The sequence below is a fragment of the Nioella sp. genome (genome assembly GCF_965215655.1).
Lineage (GTDB): Bacteria > Pseudomonadota > Alphaproteobacteria > Rhodobacterales > Rhodobacteraceae > Nioella.
In genome coordinates this window covers 1,036,030-1,057,392 of record NZ_OZ244111.1, presented here as the reverse complement: position 1 = coordinate 1,057,392, position 21,363 = coordinate 1,036,030, and the positions used below count along the sequence as shown (strand labels likewise).

At 64.8% G+C, this 21,363-nt stretch carries 22 protein-coding genes; 10 read left to right on the top strand and 12 right to left on the bottom strand.

What is annotated here, in order from left to right:
• Window positions 1-3: 3 nt before the first annotated feature.
• The 6 genes from ACOOEX_RS05425 (at window position 4) to ACOOEX_RS05400 (ending at window position 4,696) form a co-directional block, all read left to right on the top strand.
• Window positions 4-873 carry an S-methyl-5'-thioadenosine phosphorylase gene (locus ACOOEX_RS05425; RefSeq protein WP_420397483.1) on the top strand — a complete coding sequence of 290 codons (870 nt, stop codon included), beginning with the start codon at window positions 4-6 and terminating at the stop codon, window positions 871-873.
• Window positions 870-2,153, top strand: a complete 1,284-nt coding sequence (locus tag ACOOEX_RS05420) for a DoxX-like family protein (protein ID WP_420397482.1) — start codon at window positions 870-872, stop codon at window positions 2,151-2,153. Before ACOOEX_RS05425 ends, ACOOEX_RS05420 begins: the two co-directional genes overlap by 4 nt.
• The gene (locus ACOOEX_RS05415; protein WP_420397481.1) at window positions 2,153-2,626 is read left to right on the top strand and encodes a DUF2269 family protein; all 474 of its coding nucleotides are present in this window, start codon (window positions 2,153-2,155) and stop codon (window positions 2,624-2,626) included. The genes ACOOEX_RS05420 and ACOOEX_RS05415 overlap by 1 nt, the downstream gene beginning before the upstream one ends.
• 61 nt (window positions 2,627-2,687) lie before the next feature.
• On the top strand, window positions 2,688-3,317 hold the full coding sequence (locus tag ACOOEX_RS05410; RefSeq protein ID WP_420397480.1) for a LysE family translocator: 630 nt from the start codon (window positions 2,688-2,690) through the stop codon (window positions 3,315-3,317).
• 90 nt (window positions 3,318-3,407) lie between these two features.
• On the top strand, window positions 3,408-4,076 hold the full coding sequence (locus ACOOEX_RS05405; RefSeq protein ID WP_420397479.1) for a DUF2927 domain-containing protein: 669 nt from the start codon (window positions 3,408-3,410) through the stop codon (window positions 4,074-4,076).
• Between the two features lie 80 nt (window positions 4,077-4,156).
• Window positions 4,157-4,696: an adenine phosphoribosyltransferase gene (locus ACOOEX_RS05400; protein WP_420397478.1), complete on the top strand. Its 540-nt coding sequence runs from the start codon at window positions 4,157-4,159 to the stop codon at window positions 4,694-4,696.
• On the opposite strand, the gene ACOOEX_RS05395 is transcribed toward ACOOEX_RS05400, so the two are convergent.
• From ACOOEX_RS05395 to coxB, 11 genes are all read right to left on the bottom strand, one after another.
• Window positions 4,693-5,469, bottom strand: coding sequence for a hypothetical protein (locus ACOOEX_RS05395; protein ID WP_420397477.1), 777 nt, complete (start codon window positions 5,467-5,469; stop codon window positions 4,693-4,695). The two genes, ACOOEX_RS05400 and ACOOEX_RS05395, sit on opposite strands and share 4 nt — an antisense overlap.
• Before the next feature lie 245 nt (window positions 5,470-5,714).
• Window positions 5,715-7,136, bottom strand: a complete 1,422-nt coding sequence (locus tag ACOOEX_RS05390) for an FAD-binding oxidoreductase (protein ID WP_420397476.1) — start codon at window positions 7,134-7,136, stop codon at window positions 5,715-5,717.
• 9 nt (window positions 7,137-7,145) lie between these two features.
• Window positions 7,146-7,730 (bottom strand): GNAT family N-acetyltransferase, encoded by a 585-nt coding sequence (locus ACOOEX_RS05385; RefSeq protein ID WP_420397475.1) that lies wholly within the window; start codon window positions 7,728-7,730, stop codon window positions 7,146-7,148.
• The gene (locus ACOOEX_RS05380) at window positions 7,730-8,992 is read right to left on the bottom strand and encodes a M16 family metallopeptidase (protein WP_420397474.1); all 1,263 of its coding nucleotides are present in this window, start codon (window positions 8,990-8,992) and stop codon (window positions 7,730-7,732) included. Before ACOOEX_RS05380 ends, ACOOEX_RS05385 begins: the two co-directional genes overlap by 1 nt.
• Window positions 8,989-10,377 carry a threonine synthase gene (thrC, locus tag ACOOEX_RS05375; protein WP_420397473.1) on the bottom strand — a complete coding sequence of 463 codons (1,389 nt, stop codon included), beginning with the start codon at window positions 10,375-10,377 and terminating at the stop codon, window positions 8,989-8,991. Before thrC ends, ACOOEX_RS05380 begins: the two co-directional genes overlap by 4 nt.
• A gap of 16 nt (window positions 10,378-10,393) precedes the next feature.
• Window positions 10,394-11,071, bottom strand: coding sequence for an SURF1 family protein (locus ACOOEX_RS05370; RefSeq protein WP_420397472.1), 678 nt, complete (start codon window positions 11,069-11,071; stop codon window positions 10,394-10,396).
• Window positions 11,072-11,214: 143 nt separating this feature from the next.
• Window positions 11,215-12,030 (bottom strand): cytochrome c oxidase subunit 3, encoded by an 816-nt coding sequence (locus ACOOEX_RS05365; protein WP_071688514.1) that lies wholly within the window; start codon window positions 12,028-12,030, stop codon window positions 11,215-11,217.
• 20 nt (window positions 12,031-12,050) lie between these two features.
• Complete coding sequence (locus tag ACOOEX_RS05360) at window positions 12,051-12,626, bottom strand: cytochrome c oxidase assembly protein (protein WP_071688515.1); 576 nt, start codon at window positions 12,624-12,626, stop codon at window positions 12,051-12,053.
• Window positions 12,623-12,817, bottom strand: coding sequence for a hypothetical protein (locus ACOOEX_RS05355; RefSeq protein WP_420397471.1), 195 nt, complete (start codon window positions 12,815-12,817; stop codon window positions 12,623-12,625). The genes ACOOEX_RS05360 and ACOOEX_RS05355 overlap by 4 nt, the downstream gene beginning before the upstream one ends.
• A 1-nt stretch (window position 12,818) precedes the next feature.
• Window positions 12,819-13,757 carry a heme o synthase gene (gene cyoE / locus ACOOEX_RS05350; RefSeq protein WP_420397470.1) on the bottom strand — a complete coding sequence of 313 codons (939 nt, stop codon included), beginning with the start codon at window positions 13,755-13,757 and terminating at the stop codon, window positions 12,819-12,821.
• Between the two features lie 69 nt (window positions 13,758-13,826).
• On the bottom strand, window positions 13,827-14,714 hold the full coding sequence (gene coxB / locus ACOOEX_RS05345; RefSeq protein WP_420397469.1) for a cytochrome c oxidase subunit II: 888 nt from the start codon (window positions 14,712-14,714) through the stop codon (window positions 13,827-13,829).
• Window positions 14,715-14,897: 183 nt separating this feature from the next.
• On the opposite strand from coxB, the gene tldD reads away from it, so the two are divergent.
• From tldD to dprA, 3 genes are all read left to right on the top strand, one after another.
• Window positions 14,898-16,322, top strand: coding sequence for a metalloprotease TldD (gene tldD, locus ACOOEX_RS05340; protein ID WP_420397468.1), 1,425 nt, complete (start codon window positions 14,898-14,900; stop codon window positions 16,320-16,322).
• Between the two features lie 100 nt (window positions 16,323-16,422).
• Window positions 16,423-16,914 (top strand): GNAT family N-acetyltransferase, encoded by a 492-nt coding sequence (locus tag ACOOEX_RS05335; protein ID WP_420397467.1) that lies wholly within the window; start codon window positions 16,423-16,425, stop codon window positions 16,912-16,914.
• A gap of 44 nt (window positions 16,915-16,958) precedes the next feature.
• Window positions 16,959-18,155, top strand: a complete 1,197-nt coding sequence (gene dprA, locus ACOOEX_RS05330) for a DNA-processing protein DprA (protein WP_420397466.1) — start codon at window positions 16,959-16,961, stop codon at window positions 18,153-18,155.
• Here the strand turns inward: dprA and ACOOEX_RS05325 are convergent.
• Window positions 18,122-18,553 carry a hypothetical protein gene (locus tag ACOOEX_RS05325; protein ID WP_420397465.1) on the bottom strand — a complete coding sequence of 144 codons (432 nt, stop codon included), beginning with the start codon at window positions 18,551-18,553 and terminating at the stop codon, window positions 18,122-18,124. The genes dprA and ACOOEX_RS05325 overlap by 34 nt on opposite strands.
• Before the next feature lie 121 nt (window positions 18,554-18,674).
• Between ACOOEX_RS05325 and topA the strand changes: the two genes are divergently transcribed.
• The gene (gene topA, locus ACOOEX_RS05320) at window positions 18,675-21,278 is read left to right on the top strand and encodes a type I DNA topoisomerase (protein WP_420397464.1); all 2,604 of its coding nucleotides are present in this window, start codon (window positions 18,675-18,677) and stop codon (window positions 21,276-21,278) included.
• Window positions 21,279-21,363 lie beyond the last annotated feature (85 nt).

The window sequence follows — 21,363 nt, the reverse complement described above, 5'->3', positions numbered from 1 at the left end:
GGTATGGACACGGTGATCGGGGTAATCGGCGGCTCGGGCGTCTATGAGATCGAGGGGCTTGAAGGCGCTGAATGGGTAACGGCAGACAGCAATTTCGGCGCGCCCTCCGATCAGATGTTGGTGGGGCGTCTGGATGGCGTCAAGATGGTCTTCCTGCCCCGCCACGGGCGCGGCCATGTTCACACGCCCTCGACCGTGCCCTACCGCGCCAATATCGACGCGCTGAAACGGCTTGGCGTCACCGACGTGATCAGCGTGTCGGCCTGTGGCTCGTTCCGGGAAGAGATGGCGCCGGGCGATTTCGTGGTGGTGGACCAGTTCATCGACCGGACCTTCGCACGCGACAAGACCTTTTTCGGTCCCGGCCTTGTCGGTCATGTCAGCGTTGCCCATCCCACCTGCCCCCGCCTCGGTGCGGCCTGCGTCACGGCGGCGATCGACGCGGGCATCACCGTGCATGACGGCGGCACTTACCTCGCCATGGAAGGCCCGCAGTTCAGCAGCCTGGCGGAGTCCAAGATGTACCGCGAAAGCTGGGGCTGCGACGTGATCGGCATGACCAACATGCCCGAGGCGAAACTGGCCCGCGAAGCGGAGCTTTGTTACGCCTCGGTCGCCATGATCACCGATTACGACAGCTGGCATCCCGATCATGGCGAGGTCGATATCGGCCAGATCATCGCGACGCTGACGGGGAATGCCGGGAAGGCCAAGGCACTGGTGGGCAGACTGCCCACCCTACTGGGCAAGGACCGCGACCCCTGCCCCCATGGTTGCGACCGGGCGCTGGACTACGCGATCCTGACAGCGCCGGACAAGCGTGATCCGGCCATGGTCGAGAAGCTCTCCGCCGTCGCTGGCCGGGTGCTGTGAGCCGCGCGCGCAAGATCCTTCTGCTTGGGGCGGACGGGTTCATCGGCCGCCACATCGCCTTTCATCTACGGGCCGAGGGCTGGACGGTTTTGGCATCCGCCCGGCGGGTGCGGGCGCTCGGCCAGATGGGGTTTGAGACCGTCGCCGCCGACCTGAGCCGCCCCGAAACCCATGACCCCGCCTTCTGGGCCCCGCATCTGAAGGGCTGCCAATATGTGGTGAACGCGGCGGGGTTGCTGACGGGCAGCGAAGACGCGTTTCAGGGCGTACATGTGCTGGCCCCCAAGGCCGTCTATCAGGCGATGCCGGAAGGCTGCCGGGCGCTGCTGATTTCCGCCGTCGGGCTTGAGGCGGAGACGCCCTTTGCGCTTTACCGGCGGCAGGGCGAGGCGCTGGCGGACCGGCATCGCGTCACCATTCTGCGGCCCGGACTGGTGCTGGCCGACAGCGCCTATGGTGGGTCCGCGCTGGCGCGGGGGCTGGCGGCGCTGCCAATGGTGACGCCGGTGGTGGGCAAGGGAGACCAGGTGTTCAACCCGATCCATGCGACCGATCTGGCGAAGATCATCCTGGCCTGTCTGGCGGACCGCCCCGGACCCGGCGCGCATGAGATCGGCGGGCCGGAACGGGTGACGCAGGCTCAGATGTTGCAAGCCATACGGAGGTGGCTGGGGCTGCGCCCGGTGCCCCTGCTGCGGATGCGAAGGGTGCTGGCGCGCGGGCTGGCGCGGGTGGGGGACGTGCTGAAATTCGGGCCGATCTCCACCACCGCTTTGGACCAGTTGGCCACGGGCGTGGAGGCGCAGGAGGCGCCGCTGCTGGAGCACCTGCCGGAAACCGCCCACCCGCGCGGATTTTCCCAATTCATGGCGACGCGCCCCGCAGGCACCGCCGATCTGTGGCACGCGCGGCTTTACCTGATGAAACCGGCGCTGAGGCTGGTGTTGATCCTGCTTTGGCTGGTCTCCGGGTTTCTGGGCCTTTTCCTGCCCTCGCAAAGCTTCCTGCCGATGATCCCGGAAGGCATGCTGTCGGACCCCGTCCTGATCGTGCTGGCGCGGGCGGGCGGGGTGGCGGACCTGGCCTTGGCGGTCCTGCTGGCAGCGGCATGGCGGCTAAAGCTGCTCGGCTGGCTGCAACTCGGGCTGGTCACGGCCTATACCGTGGCCTTCACGGTGCTGTCGCCAGACCTTTGGCTGCTGCCGCTTGGCGGGCTGCTGAAAAACCTGCCGATCCTTTTGCTGATCTGGCTTTTCCTCGTGCTGGAGGAAGAGCGCTGATGGACCCATATCTGCTGGCCCGCTGGCTGCATATCCTGTCCTCGACGGTGCTGTTTGGCACCGGGATCGGCACCGCGTTTCAGATGGTCTGGGCGATGCGGACCGGCAAGGTGGAGACGGTGCATTCCGTGGCCTCCGGCGTGGTCTGGGCCGACTGGCTGTTCACGACGCCGGCGGGCATCGCGCAGCCGCTGACGGGGCTGTGGCTGATCTACATCGCGGGGTATTCCCTGGCGGAGCCTTGGTTGCTGGCAACCTACGCGCTCTACGTGCTGGCGTTCATCTGTTGGGCCCCGGTGGTGCATTTGCAGATCCGCATCCGTGATCTGGCAGGCGAGGCGCTGGTCACCGGCGCGCCCCTGCCCGCCGAGGCAAGCCGCCTCTACCGCATCTGGTTCGCGCTTGGCTGGCCAGCCTTCGCGGCCCTGACCGGGGTGTTCTGGCTGATGGTGGCGCGCCCGGCGCTCTGGTAGGCGGCCTTGACGACTGGCAGTTTCCGGGGCTTGCTTGGATCAGTACCACTCGGAGTTTCCAATGTCCCTCGATCTCTGGCTGGCCTTTGTCGCCGCCTCGACCGCGCTTCTGATCATCCCCGGCCCCACGGTCCTGCTGGTCCTGTCCTATGCGCTGAGCCAGGGGCGAAAGGTGGCTGTGGCCTCCGCCGCCGGGGTGGCGCTAGGGGATTTCGTGGCGATGACGGCCTCGCTGCTAGGGCTTGGCGCACTGGTGCTGGCCTCGGCCACGCTGTTCACGGTGTTGAAATGGGTGGGCGCCGGTTATCTCATCTGGCTCGGCATCAAGCTGATCCGGTCCGCAGGCGGGGCAACCCTGACAGAGCTGCCGGAAACGCACCGGATCACGCCCGCGCGGGTCTTTGGCCATAACGCGGCGGTCACGGCGCTCAATCCGAAATCCATCGCCTTCTTCATCGCCTTCGTGCCCCAGTTCCTGCGGCCCGAGCAGCCGCTGATCCCGCAATTTGCCATCTTGATCGGCACATTCGTTGCGCTGGCCGCGCTGAACGCTCTGGCCTATGCGCTGCTGGCCGATCAATTGCGTGCCCGCATCGCCCGGCCCGGCACCATCGCCTGGCTGACCCGCGCAGGCGGGGCGACGCTGATCGGGATGGGGGTTCTGACCGCCAGCCTGCGACGCTCGACCTGACCAAAAGGGCGAGTCCGCGCCGCAACAGCCCCGGCCTGATCGTGAACGCCCGGCTTGCCGGAACCACAGGCTTGCGGCATCCCTTAATCCATGTACGCGCGCCTGACCCTTCTTGCGGCCCTCATCCTCCTGCCCACGATGACCGTGGCGCAGGAATTCATCACCGTGCCGCGCCGCCTGTCGGATGACGCGTTTTACCGGCTGGTGGCCTGCGCCGCGCCCCCCGGTGGCCCCTGCGGCAAGCCGGAAATCCGCTGGTCCGAGGAACGCCGCGTGTCGCTGACCGTGGGCATCGCCCAGATCGACGCGGGCTTTCCCACCTACAAGCTCGACCTCGTGGACGATGCCATCGACCGGGCTATTGCCCAGATCAACGCATCTGGCGCCTATCTGGTGCTGGAACGGATCTACGAGGGCGAGCCCGACATCTCGATCTATCTGCTGGACACCCCGCAGGATGGCATCATCGCGGGGACCGGCAATAGGGAACTGGACGGGTCGGAGCTATCGATCGGGCGCGTGGCGATCCGCTCGCGCGGAGGCGAAATCCAGGACGCGGCCATCGCCATTTCCCGCGACATCCAGCGGCGCGAGGTCGCCAGCGTGGTGCTGGAGGAGCTGGTGCAGGCGCTTGGGCTGCCCACGGATATCCAATCCCCCGCCTATCCGGACTCGATCTTCAACGAGAACTCCAACGCCGTGGTCTGGTTGCGTGGGCAGGATGCCATGGCCCTGCGGCGACATTACCCGCGCCTGTAACCGCGAAAAGGGGCTGCACCCTGCCCCGCCGGTCGCTATGTTGGCCCCCGCTGAACCTTAGCCATGAAAGGCCCGCTCTGATGCTCGATCAAAAGGTGGTCGCGGACTATATCCGCACGATCCCGGACTTCCCCCATGAAGGCATCATGTTCCGCGATGTGACGACGCTGTTTCTCGATCCGCGCGGCTTCCGGCTGGCCATCGACCAGCTTCTGGCGCCTTTTGTCGGGCGGCGCATCGACAAGGTCGCGGGGCTGGAGGCGCGGGGCTTCATCCTGGGCGGCGCAGTCGCGCACCAGCTGTCTGTGGGCTTCGTGCCGATCCGCAAGAAAGGCAAGCTGCCGGGCAAGACCATCGAACAGGATTACACGCTGGAATATGCCAGCACGACGGTCGAGATCCATGACGATTGCCTGCAACCGGGGGAAACGGTGCTGCTGGTCGACGATCTGCTGGCCACGGGCGGCACCGCCGAGGCCGGAATCAAGCTTATTGAACGATTGGGCGCGCAGGTGGTGGGCACGGCCTTCGTGGTCGATTTGCCCGATCTGGGCGGGCGCAAGCGGCTGGAGGCCATGGGCATGTCCGTCCATACGCTATGCGCCTTCGAGGGCGACTAGAGCCGCTTGCGGCGGCGGATCTGCTGCCACAGTTGCATCACCGACCAGTCGCTTTTGCCGACAATCTCGCCATCCAGGGCCACGCAGGACATGGCATCGGGGCAAGCCAGCCGCGTGCGGGCCTGTTCGGCCCTGCGGATATGATCCAGCCGCGACAGGATCCCGGCCTCTCGGCCCATGGTCAGCAAGGTCTCGGCCCGGCTTCGATGGCGGTCGCCATGTCCCAGAGTCTGGATCACCAGCCCCGGACCCAATTGTGCGGCCCTGCTCCGCCAGTCCTGCGGCAGCAAGGGCAGCGCCACCGGCCCCTGCAGGACCAGCCCCCAAAGCTGCATCCCGCCAATCGTCTGGTCAACCACCTGATAACTCTGGCGGCGCAGCTCCGCGCGCATGTCCGGATCGTCCGTGTCGCGGAGCAACATCAAAAGCGAGGAGAAGCCATAATAGCGCGCCCAATCCTCGGCGACGCGCAAAAGCGCGCCGATGCCCACGCTCCGCCCGGCTGTCGCATCGACACGCAGGCATTCGATCACCACCGACTGGTCGGCCTCCCGGATCGGGCGCCATGTGGCGCGACCCGGAATGAACTCGATGAATCCACGCAAGGGAGGGCGCAGCATACGCACCTGAAGCCCCTCGGTCAGTCGGTCAATCAGCCAATCCCGCCCGGTCGGCAGATCCGGCCCGGCAAGACCCTGCTCAAGGCTCAGAAACCCGGTTCTGTCCAGGTTCGGCGGGGAAACGGTTATGACATTTCGCGGCACCCGCGCCATCGGGGCGATCCCTTGTCCGTTGCAGCCTGTGTCCCCACAGCCTAACCGGACGGCCCGGAAATCCGCCTTGATCTGACGCAAATACGCGGCCGCGCGGCCCCGTTGAAAAAGTCGGACGCTTTACGATTGCTTAACCATTGGCCGGTTAGAAAGGAGCTGTTCGTCACTCACGAACATTGTTGCTTGCTAACTCAAGACCCCAAGACGCCCCGTCACCCCCGGCGGGGCGTCACCCCTTCCAAGGTTCACTCAGCCCGCAGAACCGCGCCGGGGTTCATGATGCCGACAGGGTCCAGCGCCGCCTTGATCGCCCGCATCGCCGCAAGGCTGGCCAGGTCGCCGTAGCGTTCCAGATCGCCCACTTTCAGCCGCCCGACCCCGTGTTCGGCAGAGACCGAGCCGCCCATCCGATGCACAAGGTCGTGGATCAGCCCCTTGACCTCTTCGCGCCGGTCGAGCCAGTCCTCACGTGCATCTCCTACAGGTGGGAACACGTTGTAGTGAAGGTTCCCGTCCCCAAGATGACCGAAGGCATTGATGCGCACCGGACCCAGATGCGCCACGCTCTGCCGGCCTTGCGCAAGAAAATCCGGGATCGCGCCAATGGGCACTGAAATATCATGGCTGGAGATTGCCCCGACCCGCTTGTTGGCCTCCGGGATCGATTCCCGGATCGCCCAGAATTCCTGCCGCTGCGCCTCGGATCGGGAAATCAGCCCGTCCTGCACCAGCCCGGAGTCGGCTGCGGCCTCGAAGAGCGTCATCAGCGCCTCGCCTGCGCTTTGGCCTTTCGGCAAGCCAAGGTCGATCAGGCACATCCAGTCGGGTTTGTCTGCGAAGGGCTGGCGGACCTCCGGCCCGACCTCGTCGAGAAACTCCAGCCCGGCGCGGGCAATCAGCTCGAACGCCGAGAGACCATCGCCCACCAGATCACGCGCCAGATCCAGAAGGCGCAGCGCGTCGGCGGGGCTGTCAACCACTATCAGCGCAGTCGCTTGTTCGGCAGGGCGCGGCACCAGCCGCAGGCAGGCGGCCGTGATGATGCCAAGCGTGCCCTCCGCCCCGATCAGCAGGTGGCGCAGGTCATAGCCGAGGTTGTCCTTGCGCAGCCCCTTCAGCCCGTGCAGCACCTCGCCCGTGGGCAGTACCGCCTCGATCCCCAGAACCAGATCGCGGGCATTGCCATAGCGCAGCACATTGACGCCGCCCGCGTTGGTCGACAGCAGCCCGCCGATCCGGGCGGAGCCTTCGCTGGCAAGCGACAGGGGAAAGAGCTTGCCCGCCTCCTCGGCCCGCGCCTGCACATCGGCCAGGATCGTCCCGGCCTCCACCGTCAGCGTGCCTGCCAGCGGGTCCAGCCCGCGCGTGGCCGTCATCCGTTCAAGGCTGATCACCAGTGGCGCGGGGCCGTCCCACGCCACCTGCCCGCCGACCAACCCGGTGCCGCCGCCATAGGGCACCACAGGCACCCGCGCGGCGGCGGCATGGCGGATCAGGGTGGCAACGTCATCGGTGCTGCGGGGACGGGCGAGCGCCCCGGCCTGACCGTGGTAGAGGCCACGGGGTTCGGACAAGTAGCGTAGCTCTGCCTGGCTCAGCACTCCCTCGGGCAGATTGGCGGCAAGTCGGGCGACAAAGGCAGAATCGGCGGGGTTAAGCTGGGTCATCACCGTCCCCTAACCTGCGTCGGACCGTCCACGCCGGTCATTCCTCAGCATGGCGTAGAGCACATGATTGCGCCAGCGCCCGTTGATCTGGAGATAGCTTTGCGCCACGCCCTCGTATTTGAATCCCGCCTTTTCCAGCACCCCGCGCGAGGGCGCATTTTCGGGCAGGCAGGCAGCCTCCAACCGGCTGAGGTCCAGATCACGGAAAGCATAGTGGGCCACCGCCTGAATGGCCTCCAGCATATAGCCCTGTCGTTGAAACGGTGCGCCGATCCAATAGCCAAGCGTGCCCGCCTGTGCCGGCCCGCGGCGGATATTGTCCAGCGTGATCGCCCCGACAAGCGCGTCATCGCTCCGGCGGATCAGGAACAGCGGCACCGCGCTGCCATTGCCCATGGACCGCTGCGCCCAGTAGACCCGGTTGGTAAAGCTCTTGCGGGTCAGATGATCGGCAGCCCAGGTGGGCTCCCAGGGGTGCAGGAAGTCGGCGGAATGGTCTCGCAGGCTGGCCCAGGCCCGATAATCCGAATGAACCGGAAGGCGCAGGCTCATGCGCTCGGTTTCAATGCGGAGTCTCTTCTTGCGGGCAATCATCAGGCGGCCAGACGCTCCACCAATTCGGCGACGCGGGGGCCACGGTCCACGGGGCCATAAAGCGCCATGGCCGCCCGGCCCGAGCCGACAAGTGCCGCCGCATGGTCTCGCACGGCGGCACGATCAACGGCGTCGATCCGGTCGATGCTTTCCTGAAGCGGCGGCACCCGGTCCCAGATCGCCACCAGCCGCGCCAGCCGTTCGGCCCGCGCCGACGGGCTTTCCAGCCCCATCAGCATGCCGGCCTTCATCTGCGCGCGGGCGCGGTCGATTTCCGCCTCGGTCAACCCGTCAACGGACCGGCGCACCTCTTCTATGGTAAGGTCCGACAGCGCTGCCAGATCCTCGCCCCCCGTGCCCGCATAGATCGTCATCAACCCGGTGTCGTCATAGGCCCCGACCTGGCTGAAGATCGTATAGCACAGGCCGCGCTTTTCGCGGATTTCCTGGAACAGCCGCGAGGACATGCCGCCGCCAAGCGCGGTCGCATAGATCTGCGCGGTGTAGATATCGTTGGACCGATAGCCGGGGGCTTCCAGCGCAAGGGTAAAATGCGCCTGTTCCAGCTGCTTCACCTCGCGCCGTTCACCGCCATGGAAGACGCCGGGCAGCGCGGAGGAGACCCTGACGGCGGGCAGATGACCGAAGGCCGCCTCGGCCAGCCGCACAATCTCCTCATGGTCCACGGCCCCGGCGGCAGAGAGGATCATCTGCCCCGGCCCGTAATGTTCCGCCACGAAGCGTTGCAGATCCTGCTTGTCGAAGGCCCGCACACGTTCGACAGGCCCCAGAATGGTCCGGCCAAGGGGCTGTTCGGGATAGGCCACTTCCTGCAGCCAGTCGAAGATGATGTCGTCGGGCGTATCGAGCGCCTGCCCGATTTCCTGAAGGATAACCCCGCGTTCCACCTCGATCTCTCGCGGGTCGAAGACCGGGTTCAGCAGGATGTCCGAAATCAGGTCCATCGCCAGCGGCACGTCGTCCTTCAGGACGCGAGCGTAATAGGCGGTGACTTCGCGGCTGGTATAGGCGTTGATGTATCCGCCCACATCCTCGATTTCCTCGGCAATCTGCAAGGCGCTGCGCCGCTTGGTGCCCTTGAAGGCCATGTGTTCGAGGAAATGGGCAATGCCGTTCTGTTCGGGCAGTTCGTGCCGCCCGCCTGCGTTGACCCAGATGCCGATGGCCGCCGATTGCAGCGCCGGCATATGCTCGGTCACCACGCGAAGACCATTGGCGAGGGTATGAAGCTGCACGGTCAAGCGGCGCGCTCCTTCCGGACAAGGGCCTGCAAAGCGGCAAGGTCGTTTTCCACACGGGTCACGCGTTCCTCCCGCTCGAAAAGGTCCGCCATGCGCGCGGGCAGGCCGGGGCGGATACCGCTGGCCTTTTCCACCGCATCGGGGAATTTGGCCGGGTGGGCCGTGGCAAGCGTGATCATCGGGGTTACCCCCAGATGGTTCTGCGCGACGTGGACGCCGACGGCGGAATGCGGGCACAGAAGCTCCCCCATCTCCGCATTGGCGCGGGTTATCATGGCGAGCGTTTCCTCTTCCGAACAACGGCCAGAGGCGAAGAGCCCGCGCAGACGCTCCAGCGCGCCCTGGGAGATCTTGAACCCGCCCTGCCCTTTCAACTCGTCCATCAGCTGCGCCACGGCCCCACCATCGCGGTCATAAACGTCAAACAGAGCGCGCTCAAAATTGGAGGACACCTGGATATCCATCGACGGGCTGATCGAGGGTGTGACGCCATGGGTTTCATAGGCACCGCCCGACATCGCCCGGTGCAGGATGTCGTTCTGGTTGGTGGCGATGACGAGCCGATCAATCGGCAACCCCATGCGCTTGGCGATGTAGCCCGCGAAGATGTCGCCGAAATTGCCCGTGGGCACGGTGAAGCTGACCGCGCGATGCGGCGCGCCAAGCGACACGGCGGCGGTGAAATAGTATACGACCTGCGCCAGCACCCGCGCCCAGTTGATCGAGTTCACGCCCGCAAGATGCACCTCGTCGCGGAAGGCATGGTCATTGAACATGTCCTTCAGGCGTGCCTGGCAATCGTCGAAATCACCGGTCAGGGCGAGGGCATGGGCGTTTGCCTCGCTGACCGTCGTCATCTGGCGGCGCTGCACATCGCTGACGCGGCCATGGGGGAAGAGGATGAAGACATCGACATTGTCGAGACCCCGGAACGCCTCCATCGCTGCGGAGCCGGTATCGCCGGAGGTTGCGCCCACGATGGTCACGCGTTTGCCGGATCGGGACAGCGAGGCCTGAAAGAGCTGGCCGATGAGCTGCATGGCGAAGTCCTTGAAGGCCAGGGTTGGCCCGTGGAACAGTTCTAGAAGGAAATGGTTGGGGGCAAGTTGCACCAGCGGTGCCCGCGCATCGTGGCCGAACCCCGCATAGGCGCGCGCGATGATGTCGGCAAATTCCTCGTCCGTGAAAGCGTCGCCGATGAAGGGGCGCATCACGCGGAAGGCCACCTCTTCGTATGACAGACCCGCCAGCGCAGCGATATCCGCGTGGGTCATCGCCGGGATTTCGGCGGGCACGTAAAGCCCCCCGTCGCGGGCCAGCCCGGTCAGCATCGCTTCTTCAAAACTCAGGTCGGGGGCTGTTCCCCTTGTCGAAACATAACGCATGGGTAATTCAGTGCCTTCAGTTCGCTCGCCTGCTGATACGCCAGACGAGGTAGAGTGTCATCCCCAACCACACGGCTGCCAGCAGAAACCACGTGATCGCGTAGGACAAGTGGTCGTTGGGAATCGCGCCGCTGTCCACGGGGAAGGGCGTCACGCCAAGGTCAGTTTGCGGCGGATCGCGCAAAACCAGCAGGACGGGTTCGGTATTCAGCGCCTCCGCCATGGCGGGAATGTCGCGGGCAAACCAGATCCCGGCCTGCAAATCGGGCGCCGGGGTCTGGCTGCCGATCTCATCTGGCCAATGCAGGTTGCCCACCAGATCGGCGGGGACATTGCCCTCGCGCGGTGTCTGGCGTTCGGTTTCCCGCACGAAACCCATGTCGATCAGGATGCGCCGCCCGTCCTCGGTCTCGAAATCACGGATGATGCGAAAGACCGGCCCGGCATTGCGCAGCGAGGCGAGAATGGTGATTTCCCCCGATCCGATTACACCAGACACAGCCACCGGCAGGAACTGGTCCCGGTCCTCGGTCGGGGTGTCAGGCAGGCCCACGGGCGCGGCCACGATCCGCGCGTCGATATCGGCCAGCATCGCCTGTTTCCAAGCCAGCCGATCCACCTGCCAGAAACCAAGCCAAAGAAGGATGGCGCAACCCACCACCCCGAACAGCAAAGGCAAGATCACCCGTTTCATGTCATCCGTCCCCGACAGGAAAAGGCCGACCCCGTGGCCGGCCCTTTTGTTCATTCCAAGGCAGTTACGCCTGTTCACCATCACCCGGCCAGACCACGTGTCGCCGGATCAGGTCAGGCCGCCCCGCACAGGCGGCCCGAAACTTACAGGGTCGACTGACCCCAGATGTAGACGGCGAAGAACAGGAACAGCCAGACGACATCCACGAAGTGCCAATACCACGCCGCGGCCTCGAACCCTGCGTGACGCTCGGGGGTGAAGTCACCCGCGATGGCACGGAACAGGCAGACGGCCAGGAAGATCGTCCCGATGATCACGTGAAGACCGTGGAACCCGGTGGCCATGAAGAAGGTGCCGTAGAAGCGGTCGCCGCCGAAGCTCCAGCCCTCATGGGCGATCAGTTCCCAGTATTCATAGGCCTGGAGGGCGGTGAAGAACAGGCCGAGGATGATGCCGATGGACAGGCCCCAGATCAGATCCTTGCGGTTGTTTTCATGCACAAGCGCGTGGTGGGCCCAGGTCACGGCACAGCCCGACAGCAGCAGAACCAGCGTGTTCATCAGCGGCAGGTGGAAGGCGTCGACCACGTGAATGTCAGGGGTCACATAGGTCGAACCCTCATATTCGCTCATCGGGTAGAGCATGTGCTTGAAGAACGCCCAGAACCACGCGAGGAAGAACATCACCTCGGAGATGATGAACAGGATAAAGCCATAGCGCAGACCGATACGCACCACGGGGGTGTGGTCGACACCGCCATTGCCCTCGGCGACCATGTCCTTCCACCAGCCGAACATGACGTAGAGAACACCGACAAAGCCGATGGCAAACAGCCACGGGCCGCTGCCCGAGATCCACAGGACCGCACCGAACAGCATCAGGAAGGCCGCGACGGCCCCCAGGAACGGGTAAATCGAGGGTGTGAGAATATGGTAGTCGTGGTTTTTAGCGTGGGCCATTTTGCGCGGTCCTTCCGTGGTCACTCACTGTCGCCATCTAGCGCGGCGTATTCGTCTTCGGGCAAGTCCGTTTCGTAGAACGTATAGGACAAGGTTATTGCGGGGATGTGGCTCGCTTCGGGATCGTCGACGATCTCTGGGTCCACATAGAAGGTGACAGGCATTTCAACCCGCTCGCCGGGGTCGAGGATCTGCTCGGTAAAGCAGAAACACGCGATCTTGGAGAAATAGCCCCCCGCCACATAGGGCGTGACGTTATAGGTCGCGGTTCCGGCAATCGGCCGGTCAGTGGGGTTATAGGCGGTATAGAAGGCCATGCCGGTTTCGCCGATGCGGATTTCCATCGGCTCGGACGGCGCTTCGAATTCCCATTCCATGTTATGATCCAGCGACGCATCGAAGCGGATCAGGATGGTCTGATCGAGGATCACATCGCTGCCGGTTTCAGACACCGATGTGGTGCCGCCGAATCCGGTGACACGGCAGAACAGATCGTAAAGCGGCACCGAGGCGAACCCGAGCGCCAGCATGAAGCTGACGACGCCGACCAGTTTCCAGACGGTCTTGCTGTAGTTCGGAGTTGGCTGGTCGGTCATTGGCTTTCCCCCTCACTTTGCGTGATCGACGGGCGCACCGAATGGTCGAACGCCTCGACCGACCCGCCATTGCGGATTTTCGACATGGTCAGCAGAAATACGATGGCGACGAACCCCAGAAGGGTCAGCGCAACGCCTAGATTGCGGCCAAAGCGGCGCTTGTGAATCTCGTGGGTCTTGGTGATCGGCATCTTACCAGCCCCCCAACCCGAAGCTGCTCAGACCGGCCTCGGCCAGCAGCGCCCCGAAATGCAGGAACAGATAGAGCAGCGAAAAGCGGAAGACCTTCTTCTCGGTCTTGTAGTCGTCCTCCAGCGCCTGAGCCTCAGTGCGCTTCCAGATGTCATAGCCGCCCTTGACGAACATCAGGTTCAGCACCACCGCAGCCGCCATGTAGACCGGCCCGCCAATGGAGGTGAGGCCGGTGGCGATGGCAACGGGGGCCAGCAGCAAGGTGTAGACGAGGATCATCTTGCGGGTGTGCGGCCGGCCATGGGTCACGGTCAGCATCGGCACCTTGGCCTCGTCGTAGTCGGATTTCATGAACAGCGCGAGCGCCCAGAAATGCGGCGGCGTCCACATGAAGATCAGTGCGAACATCAGCACCGATTCAACCGACACGCCGCCCGTCGCCACGGCCCACCCGATCATCGGGGGGAAGGCACCGGCGGCGCCGCCGATCACGATATTCTGCGGCGTCCAGCGTTTCAGCCAGACCGTGTAGACAACCGCATAGAAGAATATCGTGAAGGCCAGAAAGGCAGCAGCGAACCAGTTGGCGGCGAGACCCAGCATCACCACGGACAGGGCCGACAGCCAAAGCCCGAGGCTCAAAGCCTCACCGGGGGCCACGCGGCCCGAGGGGATCGGGCGCGACTGCGTGCGTTTCATCACCTGGTCGATGTCGCGGTCATACCACATGTTCAGCGCGCCGGATGCGCCGCCACCAAGGGCGATGAACAGGATCGCGGTGAAGGCATCGACCGGCGGCACGCCGACCGGCGCGACCATCAGCCCCACGAAGGCCGTGAACACGACAAGCGACATCACACGGGGCTTCAGCAGGGCGACATAATCGCCGAACTGCGCCTCTTGCGGGGTGCTGCTGGTACTCGCGGTGAAATCGCTCATGTCGGGCTCTTGTCGCTGGATGGATCAGGGCCGCGGGCGGGGACAGGTCCGCCCACGGTCAGTCGTCACTTAGTTCTCGACCGCTGCCAATTCGATATCGCCGGAGATGGAACCATCCATCAGCGAGGCGAAATCGGTGCCGCCGCCGGCAAGCCAGGCTTCGTATTCCTCGGCGGTGACGGCCATGACGGTGATCGGCATGAAGGCGTGGTTCAGGCCGCACAGTTCGGAACACTGACCGAAATAGATGCCCTCGTTGCCTTCATCCACTTCGAACCACAGTTCCGCCAGACGGCCGGGAACGCCGTCCTGCTTCACGCCGAAGGACGGGATGGTCCAGCTGTGGATCACGTCCGACGCGGTCACCTGCATCACAACAACCTGACCGGTCGGCACAACAACCGCAGTGTCGGTGGCCAGCAGATATTCATCCTGGCTATAGCCGTGCTCTTCCAGTTCCTCGCGGGCCAGCATGTAGCTGGCGAAGTCGATATCGGTGCCGGGGTACTCATAGCTCCAGTACCACTGGTGGCCGGTGGCCTTGATCACCACATCGGCTTCCGGAATCTCCTGCTGGTTGAAGAGAACCGGCAGCGAGAAGGCACCGATGACCACCAGGATGCCAAGCGGCACCAGCGTCCAGGTCACCTCGATCGGGGTGTTATGGCTGAAGGTTGCCGGGGTCGGGTTGGACCGGGCGTTGTAGCGCAGGATGACCCAGACCAGCAGGGCCAGCACGAAGATACAGATCGCGGCAATGACCCACAGCAGGATACCGTTCAGGAAATGGATCTGTTCCGCCAGGCTGGTGGCCGCCGGCTGCCAGCCGATGCCCGCCGGTTCCGGCGCGCCGATGATTTCAAGTCCTTCGGGTGCGGTTTGCGCGGCAGCCATGCCAGCGGCGAGTGTTGCACCAATACCGGCCCAGAGGCCGTTCAGCATCTTGAGAAGTTGCATTCTTGTCGTCCTGTCCTTGCGGGGATCGGCCGGATCGGCCACGCTCACCCCCGTTGCGTCTATCTGGTGTAGAACCATATAGAGGACACCATGACAAGACAGTGGTGAAAAATGTCTCACCTCGTCGATTGTGCCGTTTTAGTTGACACAGATCATTTTCGGCTTTGAAAGGGCCCCTCCCCCATGACCCAAAGCGCTGCCTTCCGCCCCTTCGAGACCCAGCTTGACAAGGATGCGGCCCTGTCCATCCTGCGGGCCGCCACCGACGGGGCCGATGACGGAGAACTGTTTCTGGAGCGCAAACGCTCGGAAATGCTGCTGTTCGACGACGGACGCGTGAAAACCGCCAGCTATGATGCATCAGAAGGCTTCGGTCTGCGCGCCGTGCGCGGCGAGGTGGCGGGTTATGCCCATTCCACCGACATCTCCGAGGCGGCACTGCGCCGCGCGTCCGAAACCGCGCGTCTGGCCGTGGGTGATGGGGGCGGCACCTGGGCCGATGCGCCGCAGGCCACGAATCGTCGGCTCTATACCGATGCGGACCCGATGGCCGGGGCGGGATTCGGCGCCAAGCTGGATATCCTGAAAGAGGTCGACGCCTATGCGCGCGGTCTGGACCCTCGCGTTGTGCAGGTCTCGGTCAGCCTCGCAGCCTCGCATCAGGAGGTTGAGATCCTGCGCCCCGACGCGGTGCACGTGACCGACGCGCGCCCGATGATCCGGGTCAACGTCTCGGTCATTGTCGAAGAAAACGGCCGCCGCGAATCCGGCAATGCGGGTGGCGGGGGCCGTGTGGAGCTTGGTGACTGGCTGGACCTGTCCAACTGGCAGGGTTTGGCGCGCGAGGCTTTGCGGATCGCGGTGGTGAACCTCGGCGCCATCCCTGCCCCGGCGGGCATCATGGACGTGGCGCTTGGCCCCGGCTGGCCCGGTATTCTCCTGCATGAGGCCGTGGGCCACGGGCTTGAGGGCGATTTCAACCGCAAGAAGAGTTCCGCCTTTGCGGGCCTCATGGGCAAACAGGTGGCGGCAAAGGGCGTGACCGTTCTGGACGATGGCACCATCCCCGACCGGCGCGGCTCGATCACCGTGGATGACGAGGGCACGCCAAGTTCCAAAACGACGCTTATTGAGGACGGCATCCTCGTGGGCTTCATGCAGGACCGTCAGAATGCCCGCCTCATGGGAGTTCCCGCCACCGGCAATGGCCGCCGCGAAAGCCATTCGCACGCGCCCATGCCGCGCATGACCAACACCTATATGCTCGGGGGCGACACCGACCCAGGCGATATCGTGGCCGAGGTCAAGGACGGCATCTATGCCGTGGGCTTCGGCGGCGGTCAGGTCGATATCACCAACGGCAAATTCGTCTTCAGCTGCACCGAGGCCTACAGGGTCGAAAACGGCAAGGTCGGCGCGCCGGTCAAGGGCGCGACCCTGATCGGCGACGGGGCCACCGCGCTGAACCAGATCCGGGCGATCGGCAATGACATGGCGCTTGATCCCGGCATGGGCACCTGCGGCAAGGCGGGCCAGTGGGTGCCTGTCGGCGTGGGCCAGCCGACGGTGCTGATCGGCGGGTTGACCGTCGGCGGTTCGGCAGCATGAGACCCTGCACGGGCGGACTGCTGCGGGACGATGCGATGAGGACATTCCGGCGTGCGGGCGATGGCCGTGCGTCACATCCTTGCACTGTGAAGGCGGCCGCATGACATCCCTGCCCCCGCTTCGCCCCGCGCGCATCGAGGATATTCCGGCGCTGGCCCGGCTCTGGCACGCGGGCTGGCACGAGGCCCATGCCGCCTACACACCGCCTGCTCTGACGGCCCTCAGGACGAAGGAAGACTTTGCCCGGCGTCTTGCCGCCCTGCTGCCCGACACGATCATGGCGGGTGACGATCCTGCCCTCGGCTTCTGTGCGATCCGCGACGATGAGATCTATCAGCTATACGTAGCGCCGGAAGCCCGTTCGAACGGGCTTGCCGCCCGGTTGCTGGCCGATGGCGAGGACCGTTTGGCGCGGCGCGGTGTCGGGCTGGCGCGGCTCGATATCGGGGTTGGAAACCACCGGGCAGCACGCTTCTACGCGCGGCAAGGCTGGGAAGAGACCGGCGCAGGCGAGGCCGAGGTGGACAGCTCTGCCGGGCCCTTCCGCCTGAAACTGCGCTTCTTTGCCAAACGCGTTGCTCTCGACCCGTAAACCGCCTGTTAACCCTTTGCCGCCTAGCCTTCCGACTCATGTGGATGGACAGCGACACAGGTTTCCATGAGGCGGCGACCGCCTATCGCCCCGGCCCCTCGGCCGACAATGCCGACCGACTGGCACGGCTGCGGCTGATCCGGTCGCGCCGGGTGGGGCCTGCCACCTTCCGGCGGCTGCTGGCGGAACATGGCAGCGCGGACGCGGCTCTTGCCGCCTTGCCGGAGGTCGCGAAACAGGCCGGGGTCGAGGGGTATGAGATTTGTTCGGAGGCCGCCACACTGGCAGAGGTCAGGGCGGCACGGCGCTTGGGCGCGCGGATGCTCGGCCTTGGCGATCCGGGCTATCCCGCCGATCTGGCCGACTGCGCCGACGCGCCGCCGATCCTCTGGGCCCTCGGCGATACGCGGCTGCTGGACCGACCGATGCTGGCCATGGTCGGCACCCGCAATGCCTCGTCCCTCGGCAGCCGCATGGCGCGCAAGCTGGCGGGGGACCTGGCGGAGGCAGGGTTTGTCATCGTCTCGGGCCTCGCGCGCGGCATCGACGCGCTGACCCATAACGCGGCACTGGCAAAGGGCACAATCGCCGTGCAGGCGGGCGGGCTCGACGTGATCTACCCGGTGGAAAACACCGACCTCGCCCATGACATCGCAAAACAAGGCCTGCGCCTGTCCGAACAGCCCTTTGGGCTGGAGCCGCAGGCCCGCCATTTCCCGCAACGCAACCGTATTGTCTCTGGCCTTGCCCGCGCCGTGATCGTGGTGGAAGCAGCGGCGCGTTCCGGCTCGCTCATCACAGCCCGAAACGCGCTCGATCAGGGGCGCGAGGTGCTGGCGGTGCCCGGTCACCCGATGGACACTCGCGCCTCGGGCTGCAACAGGCTGCTGCGCGACGGGGCCACACTGGTGCGCGGCGCCGAGGACGTGATCGAAGCCATCGGACCGGCGGAACAGCCGACCCGCCAACAGCACCTGCCGCTTGCGGATATCCCCAAGCTGCCGCCACAGCCCGAACGCGATTGGCGCGACCGGGCGGCGCTCAATTCCCGCATCCTGTCCCAGCTTGGCCCCGCCCCCGTGGCAGAGGACCAATTGTTGCGCGATCTGGGCATCAGCCCGTTCGAGGCCGCCGCCGTGCTGTCCCGCATGGAGCTGGAGGGCTCCGTGCAGCGTCAGCCCGGCGGGCTGATTGCGCTGGCTGCCGGTCAGCAGAGCGGTTCAGGGAAGAAGGCGCCATAGTTGCGGCAGTCCCAGCCCCACCACCAGGCGTCTGTCGCGCCGATGGAATATTCGACGATCTGCCAATAGGTGCCGGGACGATACAGGTAGGCCTGCACCGTCGGTCCGTCGATCAGATCGGGGGGGATGCCCTCGACCGTCACCAATGGCGAGGACGCCAGATCAATCGGCGCGCCGCCCGGGTGCTGCGCGGTCAGGTTGGCGACAGCCCGGCGGCCGTCGACCAGCAGCGTCTCGACCACGAATTCCACCGGCCCGCCAAAGCGCGGCTCCACATCGCGGCGGAGAACATCAAGAATCTCGGCGCGCAGGGCGCTGCCACGTGGGGGCTCGACCGGGTCCGCCCCGGCGCAGGGTGCAAGGCAAATCGACAGGGCTAGGGTCAGAAGAAATCTCATGCGGAAAATCCCAAAGGTTTAATGGCCGCATTGTCTTTTTCCGATAGCGCATTGACAAGCCCTGCCAGAGCGACACATGTTCCCGCGCCACCCGTTATCCGTTGTCCAGAGGTCATTTTGAATGCCAGTCGTCGTCGTCGAATCCCCGGCTAAAGCCAAGACAATCAACAAATATCTCGGGGATGACTTCACCGTTCTGGCCTCTTACGGCCATGTGCGCGACCTGCCGCCGAAGGATGGGTCGGTCGACCCGGAACAGGATTTCGAGATGCTGTGGGAGGTCGGAAACGACTCGAAAAAGCATGTCAAAGCCATCGCGGATGCGCTCAAAACCGATGACAAACTCATCCTCGCGACCGACCCCGACCGCGAGGGCGAGGCGATTTCGTGGCATTTGCAGGAGGCCCTGACCAAGCGCCGCGCGATCAAGAAATCGACGGAAGTCAGCCGCGTCGTGTTCAACGCGATCACCAAAGCCGCCGTCACCGAGGCGATGAAAAACCCCCGGCAGGTGGATGAACCGCTGGTCGAGGCCTATCTGGCCCGCCGGGCGCTCGATTACCTCGTGGGTTTCAAGCTGAGCCCGGTCCTGTGGCGCAAGCTGCCGGGCGCGCGATCTGCCGGGCGGGTGCAGTCGGTCTGCCTGAGGCTGATCGTCGAACGCGAGATGGAGATCGAAGCCTTCAATCCGCGCGAATACTGGTCGGTGCGGGCGGTGCTGGAAACCCCTCGCGGGCAGACATTTGAGGCCCGTCTGACCACACTCGGCGGCAAGAAACTCGACCGCTATGACCTCGACAACCAGGCCGCCGCAACCATGGCCGTGCAGGCGGTGTCGTCACGTGCGCTCAGCGTCGCCTCAGTCGAAGCCAAACCCTCGACCCGCAACCCCTCTGCCCCGTTCATGACCTCGACGCTGCAACAAGAGGCCAGCCGCAAATTCGGCTTCGGCGCGCGCCAGACGATGAACGCGGCGCAGCGGCTTTATGAGGCGGGGCACATCACCTATATGCGAACCGACGGGATCGACATGGCGCCCGAGGCGGTCAGCGCCGCCCGCGACGCGATCAAGGATCGCTACGGGGCTGAGTACCTGCCCGCCTCCCCCCGCATCTACAAGAACAAGGCCAAGAACGCGCAGGAAGCCCACGAATGTATCCGCCCCACGGATATGTCGAAGGATCCGGCCAGCCTGCGCGTGTCGGAAGCCGATCAGAAGAAGCTCTATGACCTCATTTGGAAGCGCACCATCGCCAGCCAGATGGAGGCCGCACGGCTGGAACGCACCACCGTCGATATCAGCAGCGATGATGATCAGGTCGTGCTGCGCGCCACCGGTCAAGTGGTCATGTTCGACGGGTTCATGAAGGTCTATGAGGAAGGCCGCGACGACGATGCGGGATCGGATGAGGACCGCCGACTGCCGCAAATCTCCCAGGGCGACAAGCTTATGAAGGTTGGTCGCGCGATGGCCGAGGAACATGCCCGCCTGACCGCCGACGGCAAGGCGCTGATGTCAGACGATGGCTCGGTTCTGGGCCAGCAGCATTTCACGCAGCCGCCCCCGCGCTATACCGAGGCGACGCTTGTGAAAAAAATGGAGGAGCTTGGCATCGGGCGGCCCTCCACCTACGCCTCCGTCATCACCACGATCCAGGACCGCGAATATGTGCGGAAAGACAAAAACCGCCTGTTCCCGGAGGATAAGGGGCGGATTGTCACAATCTTCCTGCTGAACTTCTTCCGCAAATATGTGGGGTATGAGTTCACCGCCGAGTTGGAAGAGGAGCTCGACGAGATCTCCGCCGGTGATCTGGACTACAAAGCGGTTCTGGCGAAGTTCTGGCGCGATTTCTCCGCCGCGATTGCCGAAACGTCCGAACTGCGGATCACCGAGGTGCTGGACAAGCTGGACGAGGCGCTGGCCCCGCAGCTTTATCCGCCCCGCGAGGATGGCACCGACCCGCGCCAATGCCCGCTTTGCGGCGAGGGCAGCCTGCATCTGAAAACCTCGCGCACTGGCGGATTCGTCGGTTGCTCCCGCTACCCGGAATGCCGCTACACCCGCCCGATCGGCGGTGACGCGGATGCGCAGGCAGGTGACAAGGTGCTTGGCTATGACGAGGGCGAGGCGGTGACGCTGCGCTCGGGCCGGTTCGGACCTTACGTGCAGAAGGGCGAGGCCAGCGAGGAAAACAAGAAACCGCCGCGCGCCTCGCTGCCCAAGGGCTGGTCGGCTGACGCGATGGACCTCGAAAAGGCGCTGACGCTGCTCAGCCTGCCGCGCGAGATCGGGCCACACCCGGAAGACGGCAACATGATCAGTGCCAATTTCGGGCGCTTCGGGCCTTACGTGATGCATACGGCGGCAGATGCCGACAAGCCCACCTATGCCAATCTGCGCGACCCCAATGACGTGTTCGAGATCGGCATGAACCGGGCGGTGGAGCTGCTGGCCGAAAAGCGGTCTCGCGGGCCGGGCCGGGGCCGCACGGCGGTTGCACCGCTCAAAGAACTGGGCGAGTACCCAGACCGTGGCGGCGCGGTCAATGTGATGGAGGGCCGCTACGGGCCTTACGTGAAATGGGAGAAGGTGAACGCCACAATCCCCAAGGACGTGAAGCCCGAGGATGTGACCATGGAAATGGCCATCGAGCTGATCGTCGAACGCGAAGCCAAGGGCGGCAAGAAGAAGCCCGCGCGCAAGAAAGCTGCCAAGAAGTAGATTTCGGAGGCCTTTCAGGCACAAAAACCGGCATGGCGGGACGGGACGGGTTGAACTCCGCACCATCCTTGCCGACATGTCTGGG

Bases quoted from the DNA above. Each gene is read 5' to 3' on its own strand.
- ACOOEX_RS05395 (WP_420397477.1), bottom strand. From the start codon at position 5,469: ATGGCGCGGGTGCCGCGAAATGTCATAACCGTTTCCCCGCCGAACCTG.
- ACOOEX_RS05425 (WP_420397483.1), top strand. From the start codon at position 4: ATGGACACGGTGATCGGGGTAATCGGCGGCTCGGGCGTCTATGAGATC.
- ACOOEX_RS05385 (WP_420397475.1), bottom strand. From the start codon at position 7,730: ATGATTGCCCGCAAGAAGAGACTCCGCATTGAAACCGAGCGCATGAGC.
- dprA (WP_420397466.1), top strand. From the start codon at position 16,959: ATGGACAGCGACACAGGTTTCCATGAGGCGGCGACCGCCTATCGCCCC.
- ACOOEX_RS05415 (WP_420397481.1), top strand. From the start codon at position 2,153: ATGGACCCATATCTGCTGGCCCGCTGGCTGCATATCCTGTCCTCGACG.
- ACOOEX_RS05405 (WP_420397479.1), top strand. From the start codon at position 3,408: ATGTACGCGCGCCTGACCCTTCTTGCGGCCCTCATCCTCCTGCCCACG.
- ACOOEX_RS05365 (WP_071688514.1), bottom strand. From the start codon at position 12,030: ATGGCCCACGCTAAAAACCACGACTACCATATTCTCACACCCTCGATT.
- ACOOEX_RS05335 (WP_420397467.1), top strand. From the start codon at position 16,423: ATGACATCCCTGCCCCCGCTTCGCCCCGCGCGCATCGAGGATATTCCG.
- ACOOEX_RS05390 (WP_420397476.1), bottom strand. From the start codon at position 7,136: ATGACCCAGCTTAACCCCGCCGATTCTGCCTTTGTCGCCCGACTTGCC.
- ACOOEX_RS05410 (WP_420397480.1), top strand. From the start codon at position 2,688: ATGTCCCTCGATCTCTGGCTGGCCTTTGTCGCCGCCTCGACCGCGCTT.
- ACOOEX_RS05370 (WP_420397472.1), bottom strand. From the start codon at position 11,071: ATGAAACGGGTGATCTTGCCTTTGCTGTTCGGGGTGGTGGGTTGCGCC.
- coxB (WP_420397469.1), bottom strand. From the start codon at position 14,714: ATGCAACTTCTCAAGATGCTGAACGGCCTCTGGGCCGGTATTGGTGCA.
- cyoE (WP_420397470.1), bottom strand. From the start codon at position 13,757: ATGAGCGATTTCACCGCGAGTACCAGCAGCACCCCGCAAGAGGCGCAG.
- thrC (WP_420397473.1), bottom strand. From the start codon at position 10,377: ATGCGTTATGTTTCGACAAGGGGAACAGCCCCCGACCTGAGTTTTGAA.
- ACOOEX_RS05325 (WP_420397465.1), bottom strand. From the start codon at position 18,553: ATGAGATTTCTTCTGACCCTAGCCCTGTCGATTTGCCTTGCACCCTGC.
- ACOOEX_RS05400 (WP_420397478.1), top strand. From the start codon at position 4,157: ATGCTCGATCAAAAGGTGGTCGCGGACTATATCCGCACGATCCCGGAC.
- topA (WP_420397464.1), top strand. From the start codon at position 18,675: ATGCCAGTCGTCGTCGTCGAATCCCCGGCTAAAGCCAAGACAATCAAC.
- tldD (WP_420397468.1), top strand. From the start codon at position 14,898: ATGACCCAAAGCGCTGCCTTCCGCCCCTTCGAGACCCAGCTTGACAAG.
- ACOOEX_RS05360 (WP_071688515.1), bottom strand. From the start codon at position 12,626: ATGACCGACCAGCCAACTCCGAACTACAGCAAGACCGTCTGGAAACTG.
- ACOOEX_RS05355 (WP_420397471.1), bottom strand. From the start codon at position 12,817: ATGCCGATCACCAAGACCCACGAGATTCACAAGCGCCGCTTTGGCCGC.